The 22596-nt window shown below is 62.6% G+C and carries 26 protein-coding genes; 11 read left to right on the forward strand and 15 right to left on the reverse strand.

From position 1 onward, the window contains the following. Positions 1-92: 92 nt before the first annotated feature. From flgE to I6L45_RS19285, 6 genes are all read right to left on the reverse strand, one after another. Positions 93-1391, reverse strand: coding sequence for a flagellar hook protein FlgE (gene flgE, locus I6L45_RS19260; RefSeq protein WP_216982983.1), 1299 nt, complete (start codon positions 1389-1391; stop codon positions 93-95). A gap of 10 nt (positions 1392-1401) precedes the next feature. Next, positions 1402-2139: a flagellar hook assembly protein FlgD gene (locus I6L45_RS19265; RefSeq protein WP_043759387.1), complete on the reverse strand. Its 738-nt coding sequence runs from the start codon at positions 2137-2139 to the stop codon at positions 1402-1404. 90 nt (positions 2140-2229) lie between these two features. Beyond that, a complete protein-coding gene (flgC, locus tag I6L45_RS19270; RefSeq protein WP_005329775.1) occupies positions 2230-2649 on the reverse strand; it encodes a flagellar basal body rod protein FlgC in 420 nt (139 codons plus the stop codon). Beyond that, positions 2646-3047, reverse strand: a complete 402-nt coding sequence (gene flgB / locus I6L45_RS19275) for a flagellar basal body rod protein FlgB (RefSeq protein ID WP_043759386.1) — start codon at positions 3045-3047, stop codon at positions 2646-2648. Before flgB ends, flgC begins: the two co-directional genes overlap by 4 nt. Before the next feature lie 64 nt (positions 3048-3111). After that, positions 3112-3936, reverse strand: coding sequence for a protein-glutamate O-methyltransferase CheR (locus I6L45_RS19280; protein WP_210550373.1), 825 nt, complete (start codon positions 3934-3936; stop codon positions 3112-3114). A gap of 17 nt (positions 3937-3953) precedes the next feature. Further along, positions 3954-4865, reverse strand: a complete 912-nt coding sequence (locus tag I6L45_RS19285) for a chemotaxis protein CheV (protein ID WP_043759384.1) — start codon at positions 4863-4865, stop codon at positions 3954-3956. Positions 4866-5099: 234 nt separating this feature from the next. Here I6L45_RS19285 and flgA point away from each other — a divergent pair, with 234 nt between their 5' ends. From flgA to I6L45_RS19300, 3 genes are all read left to right on the forward strand, one after another. Next, entirely contained in the window at positions 5100-5705 is a 606-nt protein-coding gene (flgA, locus tag I6L45_RS19290; protein ID WP_342365325.1) for a flagellar basal body P-ring formation chaperone FlgA, read from the forward strand. A gap of 91 nt (positions 5706-5796) precedes the next feature. Continuing rightward, on the forward strand, positions 5797-6117 hold the full coding sequence (gene flgM, locus I6L45_RS19295) for a flagellar biosynthesis anti-sigma factor FlgM (RefSeq protein WP_216982984.1): 321 nt from the start codon (positions 5797-5799) through the stop codon (positions 6115-6117). After that, positions 6114-6530 (forward strand): flagella synthesis protein FlgN, encoded by a 417-nt coding sequence (locus I6L45_RS19300; RefSeq protein WP_216982985.1) that lies wholly within the window; start codon positions 6114-6116, stop codon positions 6528-6530. Before flgM ends, I6L45_RS19300 begins: the two co-directional genes overlap by 4 nt. Positions 6531-6584: 54 nt before the next feature. On the opposite strand, the gene yfcE is transcribed toward I6L45_RS19300, so the two are convergent. Beyond that, positions 6585-7127 (reverse strand): phosphodiesterase, encoded by a 543-nt coding sequence (gene yfcE / locus I6L45_RS19305; protein WP_216982986.1) that lies wholly within the window; start codon positions 7125-7127, stop codon positions 6585-6587. Positions 7128-7137: 10 nt separating this feature from the next. Continuing rightward, the gene (locus tag I6L45_RS19310; RefSeq protein WP_216982987.1) at positions 7138-8775 is read right to left on the reverse strand and encodes a peptide ABC transporter substrate-binding protein; all 1638 of its coding nucleotides are present in this window, start codon (positions 8773-8775) and stop codon (positions 7138-7140) included. Between the two features lie 281 nt (positions 8776-9056). On the opposite strand from I6L45_RS19310, the gene I6L45_RS19315 reads away from it, so the two are divergent. Beyond that, entirely contained in the window at positions 9057-9956 is a 900-nt protein-coding gene (locus tag I6L45_RS19315; protein ID WP_216982988.1) for a DMT family transporter, read from the forward strand. A 109-nt stretch (positions 9957-10065) separates the two neighbouring features. On the opposite strand, the gene rsuA is transcribed toward I6L45_RS19315, so the two are convergent. Further along, on the reverse strand, positions 10066-10758 hold the full coding sequence (gene rsuA / locus I6L45_RS19320) for a 16S rRNA pseudouridine(516) synthase RsuA (RefSeq protein ID WP_134695134.1): 693 nt from the start codon (positions 10756-10758) through the stop codon (positions 10066-10068). Positions 10759-10929: 171 nt separating this feature from the next. On the opposite strand from rsuA, the gene I6L45_RS19325 reads away from it, so the two are divergent. Beyond that, complete coding sequence (locus I6L45_RS19325; RefSeq protein ID WP_216982989.1) at positions 10930-12120, forward strand: HD-GYP domain-containing protein; 1191 nt, start codon at positions 10930-10932, stop codon at positions 12118-12120. Here I6L45_RS19325 and I6L45_RS19330 read toward each other — a convergent pair. After that, on the reverse strand, positions 12117-12305 hold the full coding sequence (locus tag I6L45_RS19330; RefSeq protein ID WP_042076666.1) for a hypothetical protein: 189 nt from the start codon (positions 12303-12305) through the stop codon (positions 12117-12119). The two genes, I6L45_RS19325 and I6L45_RS19330, sit on opposite strands and share 4 nt — an antisense overlap. A 94-nt stretch (positions 12306-12399) precedes the next feature. Continuing rightward, the gene (gene fsa / locus I6L45_RS19335; RefSeq protein WP_216982990.1) at positions 12400-13062 is read right to left on the reverse strand and encodes a fructose-6-phosphate aldolase; all 663 of its coding nucleotides are present in this window, start codon (positions 13060-13062) and stop codon (positions 12400-12402) included. A 128-nt stretch (positions 13063-13190) separates the two neighbouring features. Here fsa and I6L45_RS19340 point away from each other — a divergent pair, with 128 nt between their 5' ends. The 5 genes from I6L45_RS19340 (at position 13191) to I6L45_RS19360 (ending at position 20370) form a co-directional block, all read left to right on the forward strand. Next, entirely contained in the window at positions 13191-14087 is an 897-nt protein-coding gene (locus I6L45_RS19340) for a glycyl-radical enzyme activating protein (RefSeq protein ID WP_216982991.1), read from the forward strand. 58 nt (positions 14088-14145) lie between these two features. After that, positions 14146-16578 carry a formate C-acetyltransferase/glycerol dehydratase family glycyl radical enzyme gene (locus I6L45_RS19345; RefSeq protein ID WP_216982992.1) on the forward strand — a complete coding sequence of 811 codons (2433 nt, stop codon included), beginning with the start codon at positions 14146-14148 and terminating at the stop codon, positions 16576-16578. Positions 16579-16660: 82 nt separating this feature from the next. Further along, on the forward strand, positions 16661-17407 hold the full coding sequence (locus tag I6L45_RS19350; protein WP_216982993.1) for a DNA-binding transcriptional regulator YciT: 747 nt from the start codon (positions 16661-16663) through the stop codon (positions 17405-17407). A 128-nt stretch (positions 17408-17535) separates the two neighbouring features. Beyond that, positions 17536-18429, forward strand: coding sequence for an EamA family transporter (locus tag I6L45_RS19355; protein ID WP_216982994.1), 894 nt, complete (start codon positions 17536-17538; stop codon positions 18427-18429). 90 nt (positions 18430-18519) lie between these two features. Then, positions 18520-20370, forward strand: coding sequence for an extracellular solute-binding protein (locus I6L45_RS19360; RefSeq protein ID WP_216982995.1), 1851 nt, complete (start codon positions 18520-18522; stop codon positions 20368-20370). A gap of 97 nt (positions 20371-20467) precedes the next feature. Here I6L45_RS19360 and I6L45_RS19365 read toward each other — a convergent pair whose 3' ends face one another. Both I6L45_RS19365 and I6L45_RS19370 read right to left on the reverse strand, forming a co-directional pair. Beyond that, the gene (locus tag I6L45_RS19365) at positions 20468-20860 is read right to left on the reverse strand and encodes a DUF2750 domain-containing protein (RefSeq protein ID WP_043759364.1); all 393 of its coding nucleotides are present in this window, start codon (positions 20858-20860) and stop codon (positions 20468-20470) included. An 80-nt stretch (positions 20861-20940) separates the two neighbouring features. Further along, entirely contained in the window at positions 20941-21498 is a 558-nt protein-coding gene (locus I6L45_RS19370; protein ID WP_216982996.1) for a hypothetical protein, read from the reverse strand. A gap of 248 nt (positions 21499-21746) precedes the next feature. On the opposite strand from I6L45_RS19370, the gene I6L45_RS19375 reads away from it, so the two are divergent. Continuing rightward, entirely contained in the window at positions 21747-21995 is a 249-nt protein-coding gene (locus tag I6L45_RS19375) for a TIGR02647 family protein (RefSeq protein ID WP_210550360.1), read from the forward strand. Here I6L45_RS19375 and I6L45_RS19380 read toward each other — a convergent pair. After that, positions 21982-22287, reverse strand: coding sequence for a hypothetical protein (locus I6L45_RS19380; RefSeq protein ID WP_043759597.1), 306 nt, complete (start codon positions 22285-22287; stop codon positions 21982-21984). The genes I6L45_RS19375 and I6L45_RS19380 overlap by 14 nt on opposite strands. A gap of 94 nt (positions 22288-22381) precedes the next feature. Beyond that, a complete protein-coding gene (locus I6L45_RS19385) occupies positions 22382-22591 on the reverse strand; it encodes a cold-shock protein (protein ID WP_005302803.1) in 210 nt (69 codons plus the stop codon). Positions 22592-22596 lie beyond the last annotated feature (5 nt).

The raw sequence follows: 22596 nt of genomic DNA on the forward strand, positions 1-22596 counted from the left end.
AGAAGAGAGAAGAGCGACGACATGGAGGAGGAAAATACGCCTGCCGCAGACGACAAGGGGCGCCGAAGCGCCCCTTGCAACCGCCAGAAAGCTTAGCGGATCTGCAGTATGCTCTGCTGCAGGGAGCTGTTCACTTCCAGAGAACGGGAGTTGGCCTGGAAGTTGCGCTGTGCGGTGATGAGATCCACCAGCTCGGTGGTGAGGTCCACGTTGGACTGCTCCAGGGCCGACGACTTGATGGAACCGAAGGTGCCGGAGTTCGGGGTGCCCGGCAGGGCATCACCGGAGAGCAGGGACTGGCGCCAGGAGGTGTCGCCGACCTGGGTGAGACCCTGGGCATTGGCAAACTTCGCCATGGCCACCATGGCCACCTTGACAGTGCTGGCATTGCTGTAGGTCGCCGAGACGATGCCATCCTCCCCAATCTCCACCTTGGTCAACCGGCCGACGGTGGAACCGTCCTGGGTCAATTTGTTGACTTCGAACGGCGAAGAATATTGAGTGACGGTACCCAATCGGTACTCAAACTTCTGGGTCGGATCAGCACCATTTGTGATGACACCTGCGCCAGGTGTACCCAACGTATCGGTAACGATGGGATCAGGCAATGTGCTGGTTAACTTGCCGTCAGATCCAAACGTCAGAGTAGCGGGTGTGCCACCTGGTGTAATAGGAGTTGTCCCCTCATACAGATGCATCTCCCAAGTAGGGGGATTCAATGCTACTGGAGGTGTTTGGTTATCCCCTTTTTTCACAAAATACTGGGTGATGGTATGTGGCTCGCCCAGTGAGTCATATATGACCACCGAGGTAGAAGAGGAATAAGTCTTAGAGTTGGTGGTATCAAGCGGCGTTGCTGTCACATCAATCGGTGTAGCTGACGATGGCAGGTTGAAACTCGACTCCACCAACGAGGTTTTAGCCGGCTCGCCAGCCTTATCAGGGATCTGGATGGGCTTGGTCGCGTTGATGCTCACCGCCTTCGGCGTGCCGTCAGAGTTGATCTCGTACCCCTGCAGGTAACCGCCGGAGTTGCTGACCATGTAGCTGTTTTCATTGAGCTTGAAGGCACCGGAACGGGTGTAGGTGCGATCCAGGTTGGACAGACCGTCCGAGGTCACGAAGAAGCCGTTGCCCTGGATGGCGAGGTCCAGCGCGTTGTTGGTGAATTGCAGCGCCCCCTGGTGGAACTGCTGAGCCACGGCGCCGGTCGCCACACCATTACCCACCTGGGTCTTGGCGTTGACGAAGATGGAGTTGGCGTAGACGTCAGCGAACTCGGCACGGGACTCCTTGAAGCCGGTGGTGTTGACGTTGGCAATGTTGTTCGCGGTGACGTTCAGGTCTTTTTGAGCCGCATTGATGCCGCTGAGGGCATTGTTGAATGACATGTCTTTCTCCTTAGATCACTGCGTTAGAGGTCGAAGCCGACTTGGTCGTCGTGTTGCCGGTCGTCCCGCCAATTTCCAATACATCGGTCAGATAGATGCCGCCCAGCCCCTTGAGCTTGAGGGTACTGGGGTTGGAGCTGGTGCCCAGGGTAACGCTCTCCACCTTGGCGTAGGTCAGGGCGGGGACGCTTTCCGACTTGCCGTCCACGGTGGCGTGGGCTTCTATCGAATACTTCCCGCTCTTGGCCGCATTGCCCGACTTGTCGAGGCCATCCCACGTGAAGGCAACGTTGCCTTTCTGGTCCCCCTCGATGGAGAACTCCTTGATCACCTGACCGCTCTCGTCCTTCACCGTCACCTTGATGTTGCTGCCGCCGTCACCGGTGGCGATGACGCCGGAGAGGGTGCCCCCCTTCTCCACATAGCCGGTGTTGGAGGGGATGAGCACGTTCTGGCCCACCAGGGCCGACGCCTGCAGCGCCTGGCTGGAGGTCATCAGGCTGTTGAGACTCTCCATCTGGGTGGAGAGGCTGCTGATCCCCTGTGACGTCGACATGGACGTCATCTGGGAGAGCATCTGGGCGTTGTCCACCGGCTTGAACGGGTCCTGATAGGAGAGCTGCATGGTCAGCAGCTTCAGGAAGGACTCCTGATCCAGCTCCTTCTTCTGGGTGCTGGTGCTGGCCGTGCTGGTCTGGGCCGACGTCGTCCGGTTGACACCCAGCAGGCTGTCATAGGTATCTGCCACTTATGCGTCCCCCTCTAGGGCTTGCCGGTCCGGTCGCTTGCCGCTGCCGGCCTGGCTGTCATGGGTCTCTGTCATCTGGGTCCACCTCTATCAGGATTTGCCGAGGCCGAGGGTCTGTTGCAGCATCTTCTTCGCCGCATCGGCAACCTGGACGTTGGTCTGGTAACTGCGGGAGGCGGCGATCATGTCCGCCATCTCCTCCACCATGTTGACGTTGGGCTTGAAGATGAAGCCGTCCTTGTCCGCCATCGGGTGGTTCGGGTTGTACTCCTTGAGCAGGGGGGCATCGCTCTCGACGATCCCCTTCACATCCACCCCGACCGAGGCCTGCTTGTCGGACATGGCCTGATCCAGCTGGGCGGCAAAGACTGGCCGCCTGGCATGGTAAGTTTTTTCCACGCTGGAGCTGACGCTGTCTGCGTTGGCCATGTTGCTCGCCACCGTGTTGAGGCGGACGGACTGCGCGCTCATGGCGGAGCCTGCAATGTCAAAGACCTTGAACAAACTCATCCTTGCTCTCCTTTCAGTGCCTTGAGCAGGCCGCTTATCTTGCCGTTCATGAATTCGAGGGAGGCCTGGTATTCGAGGCTGTTGCGCAGAAATTCGCTGCGCTCCTGCTGCACGTCCACCGTATTGCCATCACCGGTATCCGGTTGCAGGGGGTTGCGGTACTGGGTCGACCCGGACGCATCCATCTGCAAGGCGAAGTGTTTCTCGCTGGTGGTGCTCAGCCCGAACCCTTGCCGGCTCTGGGCATCCTGCAACGCCTGGGAGAAGTCGATGTCACGGGCCTTGAAACCCGGCGTATCCGCGTTGGCGATGTTGCTGGACAACACCTCCGCACGCTTGGCGCGCACGCTCAGCGTGTACTGGTGAACACCGAATGCCTTGTCGAACGAAATTGCCATAGCACACCTCCTGCTTCACGAATGTTTAGCAAGAGGTGTGCCAAAGAGGGACTTGAAGGAGGGGTTATTTGACTTTGTAGACGATACCGGGGTTGCAGCGGATCATCTCGAACTTGTCGGTGAGACCGGCCAGGGACTCCGAGGCCCCCAGCATCAGATAGCCGCCAGGATTGAGGCTGCCGGCAAACTGGTTGAGGATCTTGGACTTCACCTCGGGTGCAAAGTAGATGAGCACGTTGCGACAGAAGATGATGTCAAACTTGCCGAGCAGGCTGTAGCTCTCCAGCAGGTTCAGGGGACGGAAGCTGGTCAATTTTCTGACACGTTCCGAGACCCGCATCTTGTTGTCGCCACAAGGCTCGAAGAAGAGCCGCTTGCGCTCGGGGGAGAGACCGCGCGCCAGCGCCAGGCTGTCGTAGACCCCCTCCTTGCACTGGTTGAGCATGGTGGTGGAGATATCGGTCCCCACGATCTGCACTCCGCCCGGCAGGGTGCCCGGCCGCTTGACCTGCTGTTCCAGCGCCGTCATGGCGATAGAGTAAGGCTCCTGCCCGGACGAGGAAGCCGCCGACCAGATCTTGATGGGGCGACCGCTCTTGCCGAGCTCCGGGAATATCTTGTCGCTCAGCAGCTGGAACGGGTAGCTGTCGCGAAACCACAGGGTTTCGTTGGTGGTCATGGCATCGACCACCGCCATCTTGAGTTCCCGCTCGCGCACGCTCATCGCCCGGGTGACCAGTTCAGACAGACTCTCGATACCAAACTGAGTCATCAAGGGCGACAGGCGACTCTTGACCAGATACTGTTTGTTGTCACCCAGCACTATGCCGCTCTGTTGCGCCAGAAAATTGCTGAATTGCCTGTATAAGTCGTCCGAAATTGTCTTCATGCAGTTGTTCTTCTTGATTAGAGGGCGCCTTGTACGGCCTTGGCCAGTTCATCAGGCTGGAACTTGGCGATGAAGTCGTTAGCACCAACCTTCTGCACCATAGCCTGATTGAATACCCCACTCAGGGAGGTATGCAGGATAACATGCAAATCCTTGAGTGCGGGATTGTTGCGGATCTCCGCCGTGAAGGTGTAGCCGTCCATCTCAGGCATCTCGATGTCGGAGATGACTAGGGCGAGCTGATCCTTGATGGGCCCCTGTTTGGCCATCTCCAGCAGCATGTTGAGCGCCTCCCGTCCATCCTTGGCCAGCACGCACTGCACCCCGATCGCCTCCAGCGCCCGCTGCACCTGCTTGCGCGCCACCGAGGAGTCGTCCGCCACCAGCACTGGGCGGCCGTGGGGATTGCGCTCCACGCTCGCCTCCACGATCTCCGAGCTCACCTCGGTGGAGACCGGCGAGATCTCGTTGAGGATGCGCTCCACGTCCAGGATCTCCACCAGCTCGCCATCCACTTCGGTCACCGCCGTCATGTAGTTGATGCGACCCGCGCCCTTGGGGGGCGGCAGGATGGACTCCCAGTTCATGTTGATGATGCGCTCCACCGAATGGACCAGGAAGCCCTGAATGGATCGGTTGTACTCGGAGATGATGATGAAGCACTTGGAGAGGTCCTGGATGGGACGCTTGCCCATCGCCATGCTGAGATCGATCACCGAGATGGTCTGGCCGCGAATGTGGGCCACACCGCGAATGCAGGAGTTGAGCTTGGGCATGACGGTCAAGGGAGGGCACTGCAGCACCTCACGTACCTTGAATACGTTGATGCCAAATCTTTGACGTCCGTTGAGACGAAACAGCAGCAACTCCAGCCGGTTTTGTCCCACTAACTGGGTTCGCTGGTTGACCGAGTCCAGAATACTCGCCATAAACACTCCCTAAAAATGCTTGGCACTGATCGTGCATGTTATTATCCATGCACATTGGCTTGCAGCAGGCCATCGTTGTTTCCACAACCGAATTCTGGTGCAAGCATAGTTAACTACGGTGGTAGACGTGAATAACTTATCGACCGGTAAGCAGAAATGATTAATAGACTTTTCCTCATCTTACTGCCGTTTTGCAGCCTGTCTCACGCCGTGGCATCCGAGGTCACCGACTACCTGCAGGAGCAGGCGCAGGAGTTCGTGCTGGGCCAGCTGGATATGCCCCTCGACGCCCAGGCCGAGGTAAAGGCCGGTACCATTGACGAGCGCCTCCCCCTGACGCGCTGCGAGGACGCGCTCACCATCTCCCTGCCGGCCAGGATGGAGGTGCGCCGCAACACCACCGTATATCTGAAGTGCGAAGGGGAAAAGCCCTGGGATCTCTACCTGCCGGTGCGGGTCAGCATCCAGAAGCCCTATGTCACGGTCGCGGCCCCGGTCGCCAAGGGCGACATACTGAGCGAGTCCATGCTGACCCTGGCCTATCAGGATCAGACCCTGATCCGGGGCGACTATCTGACCGATCCGACCGCCCTCATCGGGGTGCGCAGCAAACGTGAGCTCAAGCCCGGCCAACCCATTCGCCTCACCCAGGTCTGCGTGGTCTGCAAGGGGGATCAGGTGACCCTGGTGGCCGAAAACAGCAGCATGCAGATCAAAACCATGGCCCGTGCCTTGCAAGATGGCAGCTTCGGAGACATGATCCGGCTTGTCAACATTCGCTCGGGCAGAGCGGTGCAGGGTCAGGTCAGTGCCGTGGGGTCCGTGATCGTCACGTTCTGACAGTACGACAGCCGCAATTTTTTTCTAAAGTTCTGACCGCCGTCACCGATATACAGGTAAGCGAACAGCAAAGCAGACGAAGGTAAACCGTATGGCTATTAACAATATCAACAACTTGGCTAACAGCCGGTTGCAAAACAACGGGACCAGTCAGGGTGTAGCCACCAAGTCCGCGACCTCGAGCGAGGGCAACCGCGCGACAACCGTCAAGAGCGACTCAGTCTCCTTGACCAGCGAGGCGCAGCAATTGCAACAGATGCAGAAGACCCTCAACACCGCCTCCACCGGTAACGAGAGCCGCGTCGAGAGCCTGAAGAAGGCCGTGGCCAGCGGGGAGTACAAGGTCAACAGCGAAGCCGTGGCCCGGAAGATGTTCAGCTTCGAAGCCGAGCTGGACAAGCGACTGGGATGATGGACCTGCCTTCGCTGCTGCGCGCCCAGGACGACAACCTCTCCCAGATGCAGGGTTTGCTGGCGGAGGAGTTTGATCTGCTCAAGGCACACCGAGCCCTCGCCTTGCCGGCCCTGGCCGATCGCAAGCAGCAGCTGCTGGCGGCCATCGAGACGCTGGACAAGACCCTGGCGGAGCTGCCTGATCTCCAGCAACAGCTCGACGCCTTCCCCAGCGAACTGCAGACCCTGCAAGCCAAGCTGAGCGCCTGCCAGGAGCAGAACGACCTCAATGGCCGACTGCTCGAGCTCAGCATCATCTCCAATCGCAGGCTGGCCAGCTTTCTCAGCAAGCTCAGAGACAGCAACTCCCTGACCTACGATGCCAAGGGCAACACCCGCTCCGGCACTCGCTCCCTGGGGATCAAAGCCTAAGATCCCCTCCTCCCTGCAAGGCCGGTTTATCCCCTCTTTCCCGACGTCACGCCATCAGAGCACCAGCCGCATCAGGGCGGCCCCGTCCTGGCAGGCGTGGATGCTCATGACACCAGCCTCGTAACGGCCGTAGCTCGCCGCCCACTCCCCCCTCGGAAAGCAGATGGACCCCGGGTTCATCAACACCAGATCCCCTTCTCGCTGCAATACCGGCAGATGGGTGTGGCCGCTGATGAAGAGGCTGCCTGCAGGCAGGGGCACGGCATCCGGTTTATAGAGGTGGCCGTGGCTGACGAACCAGCGCCGCCCGTCCACCAGCAACTGGTTGTAGGGGGCGGTGATGGGGAAGTCGAGCAGCATCTGGTCCACCTCGGAGTCGCAGTTGCCCCGCACCGCCATGATCCCGGGCGCCAGCTCGTTGAGTCGCGCCGCCACGTCGGCAGGCGCATAGCCCGCCGGCACCGGATTGCGTGGTCCGTGGTTGAGCAAATCCCCGAGCAGCAGGTAGTGATCCGGCTGCCAGGGGGCCAGTTGCGCCAGCACCTGCTCCAGGGCAGGCAGGCTGCCGTGCAGATCCGAAATGATGGCTATCTTCATCGCTCGCTCCTCATGGCTGGCCGAAGTAGAGATCCTTGGTGGCGATGGCCCCCTTCAGGTTGCGGCTCGGCAGGCCGCGCAGGAGCGGGTCCACGAGCCGCATCTGGTTGTAGTGGTAGACGGGGATGACGGGCATCTCCTCCATCAACAGCTGCTCGGCCTGATGATAGATCCCGGCCCGGGCCGTGGCATCCAGGGTATCCGATGCTTGCTGCAACAGGCCGTCGAAGGCCGGGTTGCAGTAACCGCTCTCGTTCTGGGGATCCTGGCAACGGAAACTGCCCAGCATGGATGAGGGCTCGACATAGTCACCGAACAGGAAGGAGCGGGCGAGCATGAAATCCCCGCTGTCCTTGGCGACCTGATAGGCGTTCCACTCCATGTTGTTGAGGGCAACCTCGACCCCCAGGGGCTTCCACATGGCGGCCACCGCCAGCGCCAGTTTCTTGTGGTTCTCCGAGGTGTTGTAGGTCAGCGTCAGCTTGAGCGGATGGGTGCTGTTGTAGCCGGCCTGGGCGAGCAGCGCCGAGGCCTGGGCCAGCCGGGTGGCCGGCGCCTCCAGGGCAAGGGGGGATCCCAGCTCGTCGTAACCCGGCATGTCCGGCAGCAGGGACCAGGCGGGACGCTCTCCCTGGCCGCTCACCTTCTCGGTCAGCAGGCGGCGGTCGATGGCCATGGAGAGCGCCCGGCGCACCCGCACGTCCTGCAGCTCGGGGCGGTGCAGATTGAAGGTATAGAGATAGGTACCCAGCAGGGGCAGACCCCAGATCCGCTCCGGCGTCTGTGCCATGGTTTTCTGGTAATACTCCAGCGCCACCTTGTTGGTGAGCTGGATCTCCCCCGCCTCGTAGCGCAGCCGCTCCGCATGCTGGGACGCCAGCGGCAGATAGGTCACCCGCTGGATCCGGGTGTGGGCGTCATCCCAGTACTGGGGGTTGCGCTCGGCCTCGATGCGCTCGTTCGGCACCCAGCTCACCAACCGGTAGGCGCCGTTGCTCACCAGATTGCCGGGCTGGGTCCATGCCTTGCCAAACCTGGCGATGACCTGCTCGTTGACCGGCACGAAGGGGCGCTGGCTGATGAGCTGCAGGAAGTAGGGCACGGGACGCTCCAGAGTCACCTTGAGGATGAGATCGCTCTCGGCCTCCACCCCCAGGGCCTCGGGATCCAGGGCACCGCCATAGATGGACTGGGCATTGTTGATCCCGGTCGCCAGCAGCAGGCCGGCGGAAGGCGAGGCCAGGGCCGGGTTCAGCAACCGCCGCCAGGCGTAGACGAAATCCCGGGCGGTGAGCGGCTCCCCGTTGGACCACTTCAGCTGGGGGCGCAGGAAGAAGCGCCACACCAGCCCGTCCTCCCGCATTTCCCAGCGCTGGGCCTGGGCGGGCACTATCCTGCCCTGCCCGTCCTCGCTCACCAGCCCCTCGAACAGGTCCACCAGCACCACCTCCCCCGGGAAGCCGGAGCGGATCAGGGCGGGATCCAGGGACTCGGGTTCGGCGCCGTTCCCCTTGACCAGGACCTGCCTGTCCGACAGCACGGGCGTTTGCCCCACCGTGGTCGCCTGTAGCGACGGTGTCATCATCAGCCCCAACAGCAAGGGAGAGAGCCAGCGACGGGCTGGCCTGGCGGCAAAACGGTACAACATGACATCAACCTCTATTCAATTCTTTGGACTGCATGGTGTGGGGAAGGCCGGCGGCGCGCCTGAAAGCGAATGCATGAAACCGCACTTGTTATCCCCGAAGACGCCCCGTATTGTATCGGGCTTGCCCGGCAGATGGAGTCTTTCGGGCTAATTTTTTCAGGGGTTTTTATACCAGCACTGCCGCTGGCATGCCCCGTTCGCCTTGCCGGCGGCCAATCGGGCCGCCATGACGGCCGACACCGGTGTCCGTCAGGCTGATGTCTACCGTTTCAGGGGTCTGTATGGGTTACGAATGGCTGGCGCTGGCCGCCGCCAGTTTATGGGCGATCGCCGCCCTCATTTCCGTCAAACCGGCGCGTCATCTGGGGGCTTTTGCCTACAGCCGCTGGCGGATGTTCCTGGTCAGCCTGATGCTGGCCGGTGCCAGCCTCGCCACCGGGGGCTGGCAGACCCTCACCGAGAGCGCCCTTCCCCTGCTCGCCCTCTCCGGCCTCGTCGGCATCTTCGTCGGCGACACCGCCCTCTTTGCCTGCATGAACCGGCTGGGGCCCAGGCGCAGCGGCCTGTTGTTCTCCTGCCACGCGCTCTTCTCCGCCCTGCTCGGGCTCTGGCTGTTTGGCGAGCACCTCGGTGGCTGGCGCCTGCTGGGTGCCCTGCTGGTGCTGGCCGGGGTCATGCTCGCCATCCTGTTCGGGCGGCGCGGCAACAACCAGCAGAGTGAATGGGAACAGGTGCGCGGCAGCCTGGTGGTCGGTATCGCCCTCGGCCTCACCGCCGCCCTGTGCCAGAGCCTGGGGGCCATCATCGCCAAGCCGGTGATGATGAGCGGCGACGTGGACGCGGTGAGCGCCTCCGGCATCCGGATGGGCAGCGCCCTGCTGGCCCATTGTGCCCTGCGGGCGGTGCGCCTGCCGCTCGCCATGCCGCACAACCCCATCAACCGCCAGGTGCTCGGCATGATCGGCATCAACGGTTTTCTGGCGATGGCCCTTGGGATGACGCTGATCCTGGTGGCCCTGCGTCAGGGGGACGTCGGCATGGTGGCCATCCTCTCCTCCACCACCCCGGTCATCCTGCTGCCCCTGCTGTGGTGGCACTCCGGGATGCGACCCTCGCTCCCCGCCTGGACCGGCGCCCTCCTGGCCACCCTGGGCACGGCGCTGGTGCTGGGGGCGGGATAAACGAGGCGGGGGACTGCCTAGTCCCCCGCCTCATCGCTCACTCGAGCCCGCAGCACCATAGAACGCGGCCATCGCCAGGCAAACGGATCCGCATGGCCGTTGCACCGAATTAGAAACGGGCGATTTCGTCCGCAGTGAGTTCGCGGTATTCGCCCGGTGCCAGCTCCTCATCCAGGGCCAGATCGCCGATCTGCTCCCGGTGCAGCCCGATCACCTTGTTGCCGATGGCGGCAAACATCCGCTTCACCTGGTGGTACTTGCCCTCGTGGATGGTCAGGCGCGCCTCCCGCTCATCCAGGATCTCCAGCTCGGCGGGCCGGGTCTTGTCGGTCTCGTTGCGCAGATAGACGCCGTCGGCAAACAGCGAAATGGCCTCCTCGTTCACCGGATCCGCCAACCAGACGTGATAGGTCTTGGCACACTCGTGCCGTGGCGAGGTGATGCGGTGGGACCACTGGCCGTCGTCGGTGATCAGCACCAGCCCCGTGGTGTCGAGGTCCAGACGCCCCACCACGTGCAGCTTGCCCATGGCGGGCTCATCGAGCAGATGGAAGACGGTGGCGTGATCCGGGTCCTCGTTGGAGCAGACGTAGCCTTCCGGTTTGTGCAGCATGAAGTAGCGATGGGCCCGGTTCAGGGTCAGCGTGACGCCGTCAAACTCGATCTCGTTCTGCTCGTTGATGTGAAAGGCGGGCTGCTTGATCAGAACACCATCCACCAGCACCTCCCCCTGACGGATCAGCTTGCCCGCCTGGGAGCGGGTCAAGTCGGAGCAATCGCAAAGAAATTTATCGAGCCGCATGCAAAAACCTCGGAAGCCATCATGATAAGGGGCGACATTATATAGGCCGATGCTCACAACACCAGCACTAAGCGGGAAGAGTGGCGGATGGCGCCTGACGTCATCCGGCTCTGGTGTTAGACTGCCGCCAGCAGCGTGACCCCACGCCCGATACTCATTGCAGGACCGCCCATGAAGCCGACCCAGCCTCATCCCGTTATCCCCGTCAGCCGCCTGAAGCCTGGCATGTACGTGATGGCCATCACCAGCCAGACCGGTACCATGGAGATAGCCCAGACGGGGCTGGTCACTACCCGTCAACAGGTGGAGACGCTGATCCGGCGCGGCGTGCTGACGGTGCGGGTGGATCTCGCCCGCAGCAAGCTGCCCGGAAACGATCAGGCCATTGTTCCGGAGCTCACCCATGCCGCGTCCGGCGCCCCGCGGCCGGCCGGCAGCAGTGACGGGCGCGCCCTCAAGATCCGTCGCCTCTATCAGGAGGCCCGGGAGCTGCAGGGCAAGTTCATCCGCCACCTCAAGGCGGGGGAACCCATCGATATCACGCCGCTGGCTGCTGTGGCCGAGGAGATGGTGGACACCATGTTCACCCACGGAGATGCCATGCTCTGCCTGGCACGGATCCGGGCCAAGGACGCCTATCTGATGGAGCACTCCATGAACGTGGCCATCCTGCTCGCCAACTTCGGCCGCTACCTGGGGCTGGATCGCGGCGTGCTCAAGGAGCTGACTCTGGGGGGGCTGCTGCACGACGTGGGGAAGATCATGACCCCGGATGCCGTGCTCAACAAACCGGGCAAGCTGACGGACGACGAGTTCAGGGTCATGCGCGAGCACGTGGTACACAGTCACGACATCCTGATCGCGACGGCCGGCATCACCCCCACCATGCTGGAGGTGGCCGCCAACCATCACGAGCGCCTCGATGGTACCGGCTACCCGCGGCGCCTCAAGGGGGACGAACTCTCCCTCTACACCCGCATGAGCGGCATCGTCGATGTCTACGACGCGGTGACGGCGGACCGGGTCTATAAGCAGGGAATGTCGCCGACCCAGGCGTTTCGCATCCTGCTAAAGGGCATCAACCACCACTTCGATGCCGAGCTGGTCACCAAGTTCATCAAATGCATGGGGGTCTATCCGGTGGGCACCCTGGTCATGCTCTCCAACCAGCGGCTCGCCATCGTGATGCAGCGCAACGAGCAGCAGCCACTCAAACCCGTGGTGAAGGTGATCTATCACGCGGCCCATCGCCACTACCTCGAGGTGCAGTGGCTCGACCTCGCCAGAAGCGGGGGGCAGGAGTCCATAGAGAACACGGTGGACCCGAAGGAGTTCGACATCAACCTGGCCAACTTCGTCTAGCGGACCCGGGATTCCGGGGCCTGCTCGCGGCAGTAGCGAATGAGGAACTCCTCGTCCAGCGGGGAGAGGTCAAAGCGCAGGCACGCCTCCTCGATGGCCCGGATATCGTGCAGATGATGGTCGCTGAGCCAGCGCACGGCGCGGCGCAGATCCTCGCCATGGGGCAGCAGGGTATGATCGCTCATGGTCACCTCCGGTCAGCCATCGCTACAGGCCCGCCATATCGGGGGCTCTCCTGTTTAGCTTAGCCCGCCCGCCGCCCCTTGATAGCGCCTCTCGTCACACTCCGCCGTTGGGGAATGCCCTCTGCCAATCCTGATCGAACTTCAGGAGCGCCGCGTCCACCGCTGGCACATTGAGCAGCTGCTCCGCCACGTCCAGCGGCAGGGTGATGGACTGGCAGCCTGCCAGCAGGCAATCGAGGGCCTGGCGCGGGGTGCGAAACGACGCGGCCAGTACCTTGCTCCCGGGTGCATGCAGCGCCAGCAACTGTTGCAGCTCCTGCACGGCCTTGATGCCATCCCCCCCCTGAGCGTCCAGCCGGTTGACGTAAGGCGCCACGTACTCGGCCCCGGCCAGGGCCGCCAGAACACCCTGCATCGGGGTATAGACGGCAGTCCCCAGGGTGGGTACCCCTAGCGCCATCAACTCCTTGATGGCCGCCAACCCCTCTGCGCACACTGGCACCTTGACCACCAGATCCCGATCCAGCTCCCGCAGCGCCAGCGCCTCGCGCACCATCTCGCTCTCGGTCTTGCCCATCACCTGGGCAAACAGCCGCCCCTTGGGCCCCAACACCTCCCGCAGGGCGGGCAGCAGTTCGGACAACGGCATGCCACCGGCCGCGGTGATGGAAGGATTGGTGGTGACCCCGGCCAGCGGCAGGATCCTGGACCAGCGGCGCACTGCAGCCACATCGGCGGTGTCGAGATAAAGCTCCATGTCTGACTCCTCTTCATTGGATGTTCAATCTGCCCCCATTCTAGCGATAACGCATCCACAAAAAGCTTGATCGAAATCAAATCAACTTTCGAATGAAAGTTAATAAAATAAAAACAAAAGGAGGCGGTATGATTTTCGACCTGCAACGTTATTCGACTCACGATGGCCCCGGCATTCGCACCCTGGTGTTTCTCAAGGGGTGCTCCCTGGCCTGCCGCTGGTGCCAGAACCCGGAGAGCCGCTCCCCGAGACCGGACATCCTGTTTGATCGGCGCCACTGTATCGAGGGATGTGACCTCTGCAGCCAGGCCTGCCCGGCTATCTTGCGCAACGATCAAGGCATTCGGTTGATACGTGCCGACCTCGGAGCCCAGGACGTGGAGCGGCTGCGCGGACTCTGCCCGAGCGAGGCGCTGCAGGTGTGCGGTCGGGAAGAGAGCCTGGAGACGCTCATGACCACCCTACTGCGTGACCGCCCCTTCTTCGAACGCAGCGGTGGCGGTGTCACCCTCTCCGGCGGCGAGCCCTTTATGCAGCCCGAGTTTGCGGCCACCCTGCTGGCCCGTTGCAAGGCCGAGGGGCTGCACACCGCGGTAGAAACCTGCCTGCACGTGCCCTGGCACCACATAGCGCCGAGTCTGCCTCACCTCGATCTGGTGCTGGCCGACCTCAAACACGTGGATGAGAAGCGCTTCTTCGAGTGGACCCGCGGCCAGGTGGCACGGGTGCAGGACAACCTCCAGCGCCTCGCCGACACCGGTATCCCCATGCAGATCCGGGTACCGCTCATCCCCGGTTTCAACGCCGACGAGGCCAGCATCTCGGCCATCGTCGACAGCGCGGCTAGCCTCGGCACGGTGCAGGAGATCCACTTTCTCCCCTACCACACCCTGGGCGTGGGCAAGTATGCCCTGCTGGATCAACCCTATCAGGCCCCCGATCGGCCCCTGGACGCCCCCGAACTGCTCGCCTTCGCCCATGACTGCGCCCGGCGACGGGGGCTGGCCCCCGTCACCCGGGGATAGGCACATCGCCATGACCCAGTCACCGACCCCCTTTCCCACCCGACCAGAGGAAACGCTCATGACCCAGCTCGATCTGAATACCCTCAGCCCGCGGATCCGCGCCCACAAGGAGAGCCTGATCCACATTGTCCAGCCACTGGTCTGCACCGAGCGGGCCCGCCACTACACAGAGGCCTATCAGGCCCATCTCGCCCGCCCCCTGCCGGTGCGCCGTGCCCTGGCGCTGGCTCACCACCTCAAGGAACGCACCATCTGGATCAAGCACGACGAACTCATCGTCGGCAACCAGGCAAGCCAGGTGCGCGCCGCCCCGCTCTTCCCCGAGTACACGGTCGGCTGGATCGAGAAGGAGATCGACGAGCTGGCGGACAGACCCGGTGCCGGCTTTGCGGTAAGCGAAGCAGACAAGCAGGCCATCCATGCCCTCACCCCCTTCTGGCGCGGCCAGACGGTGCAGGATCGCTGCTACGGCCTCTTCACCGACGAGCAAAAGGCATTGCTGGAGAGCGGCATCATCAAGGCCGAGGGCAACATGACCTCGGGGGATGCCCACCTCGCGGTCAACTATGAGGAGCTGCTCACCCTGGGGTTGGCAGGCTTCAAGGTCAGGGTGGCCGAGCGGCGCGGCCGGCTGGATCTGACTGACTGGGCCGATCTGCAGCGCGAACAGTTCCTGCAGGCCGTCGCCATCACCCTGGAGGCAGTCAGCGATCACATTGCCCGCTACGCCGCCCTGGCCCGCGAGATGGCGGAGTGCGAACTGTCCCCCAAACGGCGCACCGAACTGCTGACCATGTCCGCCAACTGCGCCCATATCGCCCACCAGCCCCCGGAGACCTTCTGGCAGGCGCTGCAGCTCTGCTACTTCATCCAGCTCATCCTGCAGATCGAATCCAACGGCCACTCTGTCTCCTTTGGCCGGATGGATCAGTACCTCTACCCCTGGTATCGCCGGGAGGTGGAGCTGTCGGAATCCCTGCCCCGCGAGCGAGCCATCGAACTGCTGCAATCCTGCTGGCTCAAGCTGCTGGAGGTGAACAAGATCCGCTCCGGCACCCACTCCAAGGCGTCCGCCGGCAGCCCGCTCTACCAGAACGTCACCATCGGCGGCCAGAATTGGCGGGATGGCAGTGCCCACGACGCGGTTAACGGCCTCTCCTACGCGATTCTGGAGTCCTGCGGCCAGCTGCGCTCCACCCAGCCCAACCTCTCGGTGCGCTACCACACCGGCATGAGTGAGGATTTCCTCGATGCCTGCATCCAGGTGATCCGCTGCGGCTTTGGCATGCCCGCCTTCAACAACGACGAGGTGGTGATCCCCGAGTTCATCAGGCTCGGGGTGAGCGTGGAGGATGCCCACCACTACGCTGCCATCGGTTGCATCGAGACCGCGGTGCCCGGCAAGTGGGGCTATCGCTGCACCGGCATGAGCTTCATCAACTTCGCCCGCATCCTGCTGGCGGCACTGGACGGCGGCCGTGACGCCACCACCGGCAAGGTCTTCCTGCCCCAGCCCCAGGCACTGCGCGAAGGCAATTTTGCCTCCTTCGACGAGGTGATGGCCCGCTGGGACGAGCAGGTGCGCTACTTCACCCGCAAGTCCATCGAGATCGACTGCGTGGTGGACAGCGTGCTGGAGGCCCAGGCCCACGACATCCTCTGCAGTACCCTGGTGGATGACTGCATCGAGCGCGGCAAGACCATCAAGCAGGGGGGCGCCGTCTATGACTGGGTCTCCGGCCTGCAGGTGGGGATCGCGAATCTGGGCAACAGCCTGGCGGCGCTGAAGAAACTGGTGTTCGAGCAGGGGGTGGTGGATCAGCGCGAGCTGGCCGAGGCGCTGGAGCAGGACTTTGCGGGGCTCGCCGGCGAACAGCTGCGCCAGCGCCTCACCCACGCGGCGCCCAAATACGGTAACGATCTGGACGAGGTGGATCTGCTGCTGGTGGCGGCTTACCAGAGCTACATCGACGAACTCAAGGGGCTGCACAATACCCGCTTCGGGCGCGGCCCCATCGGCGGCACCTACTACGCCGGCACCTCCTCCATCTCGGCCAACGTGCCGTTCGGTGCCGCCACCCTGGCGACCCCGGATGGCCGTCATGCCAGGACGCCGCTGGCGGAGGGGGCCAGCCCAGCATCGGGGTCGGATCGCCTGGGCCCGACGGCGGTGTTCAACTCCCTCGGCAAGCTGCCCACTCCGGCCATCCTCGGTGGCGTGCTGCTCAACCAGAAGCTGAGCCCGGCGAGCCTTGAAAGTGAGCGGGACAAGGCCAAGCTGATGAGCCTGCTGCGCACCTTCTTCGAGATCCACAAGGGGTGGCACGTGCAGTACAACATCGTCTCGCGCGAAACCCTGCTGGCGGCCAAGGCCCATCCGGATCAGTACCGGGATCTGGTGGTGCGGGTGGCGGGCTACTCGGCCTTCTTCACCGCCTTATCCCCCGATGCGCAAGATGATATCATCGCCCGCACCGAGCACAGCCTCTGACGAGCCACAGAGAACCAGTGCATCAAAGAGAGGCAAGCCACCCCAGGGTGGCTTGCCGCCATCCACCCGCCTGCGAGGTCCCATGAATTCACGCCACCAACAGATCCTCACCCTGGTCCACCAGGCCCGCAAGATGAGCGTGAGCGAGCTCTCCCAACGCACCGGGGTATCGGAGGTGACGGTGCGCAACGATCTCACCGCCCTGGAGAAGCAGGGGCTGCTCAAACGGGTGCACGGCTCGGCCATGGCGCTGGAGAGCGACGATCCGGACGCGCGGATGAATATCAACTACCTGCTGAAAGAGCGCCTCGCCGAGCGGGCGGCCCAGCTGGTGGAAGATGGCGAGACGGTCTTCATCGAGGGGGGCAGCGCCAACGCCCTGCTGGCCCGTCATCTGGCCCTGCACAAGCGGGTCACCATCATCACAATCAGCAGCTATATCGCCCACCTGCTCAAGGACACCCAGGCCCAGGTGGTGCTGCTCGGAGGCCTGTTCCAGCACCAGAGCGAGAGCGTGGTGGGGCCCTTGACCCGCCTGTGCATCGAGCAGGTGCACTTCTCCAAGGCCTTCATCGGGGTCGACGGCTTTCACCCCGAGGTGGGCTTCACCGGCCGCGACATGATGCGGGCCGACGTGGTCAACAGCGTGCTCGCCAAGGGGGTGACCAACGTGGTCATCACCGACAGCAGCAAGTTTGGCGCCATCCACCCGAGCCCCCTCGGCCAGCCCGGCGAGATAAGCGTACTCGTCACCGACGATGCCCTGCCCGCCCCCATGCTGGCGGCGATCGCGGCCCGTGGCATCAGCCTCTACTGCGTCACCGCCTGACCTCGTCATTGCCGCTCGCGGCCTGACACCTCCCTGCCTGGCCGCTTGACGCGGCCCACCCTCACGGGGGTATGCTCGTTCCCTTCCGGTGCCATGTCGTCGCGGTACCGCTCATACAAGGACGTTGCATGCAAACCAAGGACAAGTGCCTGGCCGCCCTGGTCATCCTCTGCTGGGGTCTCAACTTTGTCGCCATCAAGTGGGGGCTGGAGGGCATACCGCCGCTGCTGCTCGGGGCCCTGCGCTTCGTCGGCGTGGTCTTCCCCGCCATCCTGCTGGTCCCCAGGCCCGCCATGCCCTGGCGCTGGCTGCTGGCCTATGGCGGGGCCATCAGTCTGGGCCAGTTCGCCTTCCTGTTCTGCGCCATGAAGTTCGGTATGCCTGCGGGCATGGCCTCCCTGGTGCTGCAATCCCAGGTGGTCTTCACCCTGCTGTTCGCCATGATCTGGCTGGGGGAGCGCTGGCAGCCCCATCACTGGGTAGCCTTGCCCCTGGCGGGCCTGGGCCTTTACCTCATCGCCACCCATGGCGAGGGCAACCTCACCCTGCTCGGTTTCGTACTGACCCTGTGCGCCGCCGCCAGCTGGGGCCTTGGCAACGTCATCAACCGCCAGATCGGGCTGCGCTATCAGACACCATTGCCGAGCCTTATCGCCTGGGGCGGCCTGGTGCCCATCCTGCCCTTCTTCGCCCTCTCCTGGATCTTCGAGGGGCCGGATCGCATGGCCGACAGCCTGCTGCACATCAGCTGGCAGGGGATCCTGTGCGTGCTGTATCTCTCGCTGGTCGCCACCTGGCTCGGTTACGGCCTGTGGGGCCGGCTGCTGATGCGCTATCCGGTAGCGCAGGTGGCCCCCCTCTCCCTGCTGGTGCCCTGTGTCGGCATGGTGGCCGCGACCCTGCTGCTGGGTGAGCACCCCACCTTCCTGCAGTGGCTGGGATCGGGCCTGGTGCTGCTCGGCTTCGTGGTCCATCTGCTGGGGGGCAAGATGCGCCTCTTCCGGGTCCAAACCGAGGATTGACCTCACCCGGGAAACTTCCCATCATGGGTCAGGCCCTCTTGGGCCCTACCCATTATTCCGGCAGGACGCCATCATCAGGAGAGCAAGGACATGCGTCACCCGTCACCTTCGATCATTCCCTCTTTACCCTGCGTCCTGCGGGTCACGGCCATCGTGCTGCCCCTGTGCTGGAGCACCTTCGGCTGGAGTGCCACCCTGCCTGCGGATCTCAAGTGGGAGAGCAACGACACCGACCCGATTTATGCCGACCCCGACGCCAGACGGGGGGGGACCTTCCATGAGTTCATGTCGAGCTTCCCCCTCACCTTGCGCAAGTACGGGCCCGACTCCAACGGCGGCTTCGCGGGCTATGTCAGGGAGACCAATCTGCCGCTCCTGAGCACCCACCCCGTGACCGGCAATCCCCTGCCCATGCTGGCCAACCAGTGGGCCTTCGGAAGCGATCACAAGACCCTCTATTTTCGCATCAACCCCAAGGCACGCTGGTCGGATGGCCAGCCCGTGACCGCCGACGACTGGGTCTTCACCCTCAAGATGATGCGCAGCAAGGAGATCAACGACCCCTGGTACAACAACTACTACAGCACCCAGATAAGCGAGGTGACCAAGTTCGACGACCATACCCTCGCCATCACCAGCGGTACGGAGAAGAGTCGGGAAGATTTGCTGGAATCCCTGCCCTTCAGCCCGGAGCCCAGCCACGCCATCAAGCTCACCGCCAACTGGGTCAAGGAGTACAACTGGAAGGTGCTGCCGGTCACCGGCGCCTACCGGATCGGCGAGGTGAAGAAGGGCAAGTCGGTCACCTTCAACCGGGTCAAGGATTGGTGGGGGGACGGGGAGCGCTATTTCCAGCACCGCTTCAACCCGGATCGCATCGAGATCAAGGTGCTCAGGGACCAGAACATCGCCTGGCAGCACTTCCTGCGCGGCGAGCTGGATACCTTCCCGCTGACCATGCCCAACTGGTGGCATGACAAGAGCAAGACCGCCGAATTCGAGAAGGGCTATATCGAACGGCTCTGGTTCTACAACCAGACGCCCCAGCCCCCCATGGGGCTCTACCTCAACACCGCAGACCCCTTGCTGTCGTATCTCGACGTGCGCCTCGGCATCCAGCATGCCCTCGCCTTCGACAAGATGCTCGAGACCCTGCTGCGGGGGGATTACCAGCGCCTCAACACCTATGGTTCTGGCCAGGGGGCCTTCACCAACACCGACATCAAGGCACGCTCCTTCGATCCCAAGCTGGCGCGGGAATATTTCGCCAAGGCGGGCTTCACCAAAACCGGGCCGGACGGGATCCTGCAGAACGACAAGGGCCAGCCCCTGAGCCTTAACATCACCTACACCACTGCGGAGCACGCCCAGCGCCTGACCCTGCTGCGGGAAGAGGCGAAGAAGGCGGGGCTCAATCTGGAGCTGAACCTGATGGATGCCTCAGCCGGCTTCAAATCCATGCTGGAGAAGAAACACCAGAGTGCCTGGATGGCCTGGAGCGGTGGCCGCTACCCCGCCTATTGGGAGTTCTTCCACAAGGTCAACGCCAACAAGCCCCAGACCAACAACATCATGAACATCGACGACGATGCCATCTCGGCCCTGGTGGAGCAGTACGACAAGGCCTTCGACTTCGGCAAGAAGGCCGAGCTCTCGCGCCAGATCCAGCAGCGGCTCTATGAGCTCGCCAGTTTCGTCCCCGCCTACCAGGTCCCCTATACCCGGGCCGGTGCCTGGCGCTGGGTACGACTGCCCAAGGTGCCGGCCACGCCCCAGAGTGATCTGCTCTACTGGCCGCTGGACGGCGGCAACAGCGGCTACAGCTACGGCGGCCTGCTCTGGATAGATGAAGAGGCGAAGACGCAGACCCGGGCCGCCATCAAGTCAGGCCAGACCTTCCCGCCTGTCACCCGGATTGATACCACCTATCAGCAGAAATGAGGCGGCTTGCGCAGCCTGCGCCGCGCCACAAACAAAAGACCCCGCACATTGGCGGGGTCTTTCTGCAATCAGGGTGGCGGCGACAAGCGGAGGGATTTCAGCCGCGCTTGGCCTGCTTCTGGGCGATGGCGTCGGCCACATCGGCCGGATCCAGCACGATACCTTCCTGATCCGGCGTCGGGAACACGGCGACGCAGAGTTCGTCCTGCTCCATGCCATCCACCCAGCGATCCAGCCACACCTTCAGGGTGATGGACTGCGGCTTGCACTCGGCCCACTCCCCTTCGGCCCAGGCCTTGGCGTAGTCGGGGTGCGGCCACACCGGGATGCAGTCTTCCTCTTCGGTGGTCAGCATCATGACGCCGTGTTCGTCGGTCAGGACAAACAGCTCTTCATGCTCGACCAGCTTGCTGATGAAGTGATCAAAGCGGTAGTCGGCGTTCAGTTGCAGCGCGGCATTGCGCTCGGTGTCGCTAAGTTCATAGCTCATCGGTCAAGTCTCTCATTCAATAAAGGGCGACATGTTCACATCTTGGCGGCGCCTTGTCCAGCAGGAGACACGTCGGCGCCTCATTCCAGGGTCGGCGTCACCAGGGTGATGCCGTCCATCTCCATCAACTGCTGCCGCAGCCAGTAGGCGGACTCCACCTCCACGAAACAGAGTTGATCGCGCCCGGCCCGCGCCCCTTCCATGATCTGCCCGAGCCGCGCCTGCTGTTGCTGTTGCCAGGCCCCCGCCAGTCTGACGCCATGAGCCTCATCCACCACCTCCCGGCGCAGCTCGAACAGGTTATCGGTGATCGGGCTGTTTATCTTGTCCGGGTAGCGCCAGTACATCAGCAGGTTGTCCAGCATCTCCTCATCGTAGCTCGCCAGCGCCTCGAGTTCGGGCGCATCCCCCCCGTCAGAGAGTGCAAAGTCACACCAGCCCGCCGCCAGCGGCGCCAGGCTCTGAGCCGCCTTCCCCTTGGCATGCTGGCGCAGGGCACCGACATCCTCCCCCTCGATGGGTGGCAACCAGAGATCCCCCTGATGCCCATCGAGCAAGGGCAGCAGCAAGGACGGGGCGTAGACGGGAAAACGGGGGCCCAGAGAGTGCAGCAGAGATACCAGAGTGACTGTTGTCATGAGACGCGCCTTGAACTGAATGACCCGGCGTCATACCCGGCCATGGGAGTAAACGAGAACCCATTCTATCATGTTTGGGGGGACTCGGGCCCTGCCCCACCCACCCGGTGAGCGGCACGTAACAGCCCAAAAAAGCAGCGTTCTCGCTGCACGGGTCCCGATAAAGACCAATAGTTTGAGCCAGCGCCCACTAAAGTGGCACCGGGGATGCTAGGTTGCATACATCTTTAGCGTTAAGGAGTGCATCCATGAGTGGGATCAACCAGGTTTCTGACGATTTTGTGAATGAGCTGAAAATACTGGCATGCTTTGATCCGGCAAACATGAGCCAGGGGATCAAGCTGCGCAGCGACATGTCCAGCGAGCTGTGCCAGGCGGCGGAGCGTCTGCACAGCCAGGGCCTCATCAGCGCCACCGATGGCGGCTATCTGACCCCCTTCGGGATGACCATGCTGGAACATCTCCAGCACCTGCTGGCCGCACTCAAGCCGAGTTGAGTTCTTGCGGCGCCCAGAGCGAGAAGTTGAGCAACTCCCAGTGCTCCCCCTGGCGCAGCAGACAGGCAAACAGCAAAGGACCTTCGGGTCCTTTTATCTTGCCATCGATCAGCCACTCGCCCGCCCGTTTTGGTACAGGCCGTGCTTTCACCTCTTCCGGCAACGTCGCCTCTCCCAGCCTGACCTGAACGAATTGCTGACATACGGACACGGCATCGCGGGCAACGGGATCCGCCATCTGGGCATTGACGGGATTGAGCAGCGTCAGGGTCAAGAGGAGTGATGGGAGCATAGTGAGGGCCATGGCAAGGGGATGTAATAAAGATGCCACAAAACAAAAAGCCGTGGCACCAGAGGTACCACGGCTTTCTTAAATTCTGTAAGAATTACAGAGCAGTTACGTTCTCAGCCTGCGGGCCTTTCTGACCTTGGGTCACAGAGAACTGTACGCGCTGACCTTCAGCCAGGGTACGGAAGCCGTTACCTTGGATGGCGCTGAAGTGAACGAAAACGTCCGGGCCGTTTTCTTGCTGAATGAAGCCAAAGCCTTTGGTTTCGTTGAAGAACTTGACGGTACCGGTGATCATGTTGGACATATCTT

The sequence above is a fragment of the Aeromonas sp. FDAARGOS 1415 genome, from assembly GCF_019048365.1.
Taxonomy (GTDB): domain Bacteria; phylum Pseudomonadota; class Gammaproteobacteria; order Enterobacterales; family Aeromonadaceae; genus Aeromonas; species Aeromonas taiwanensis.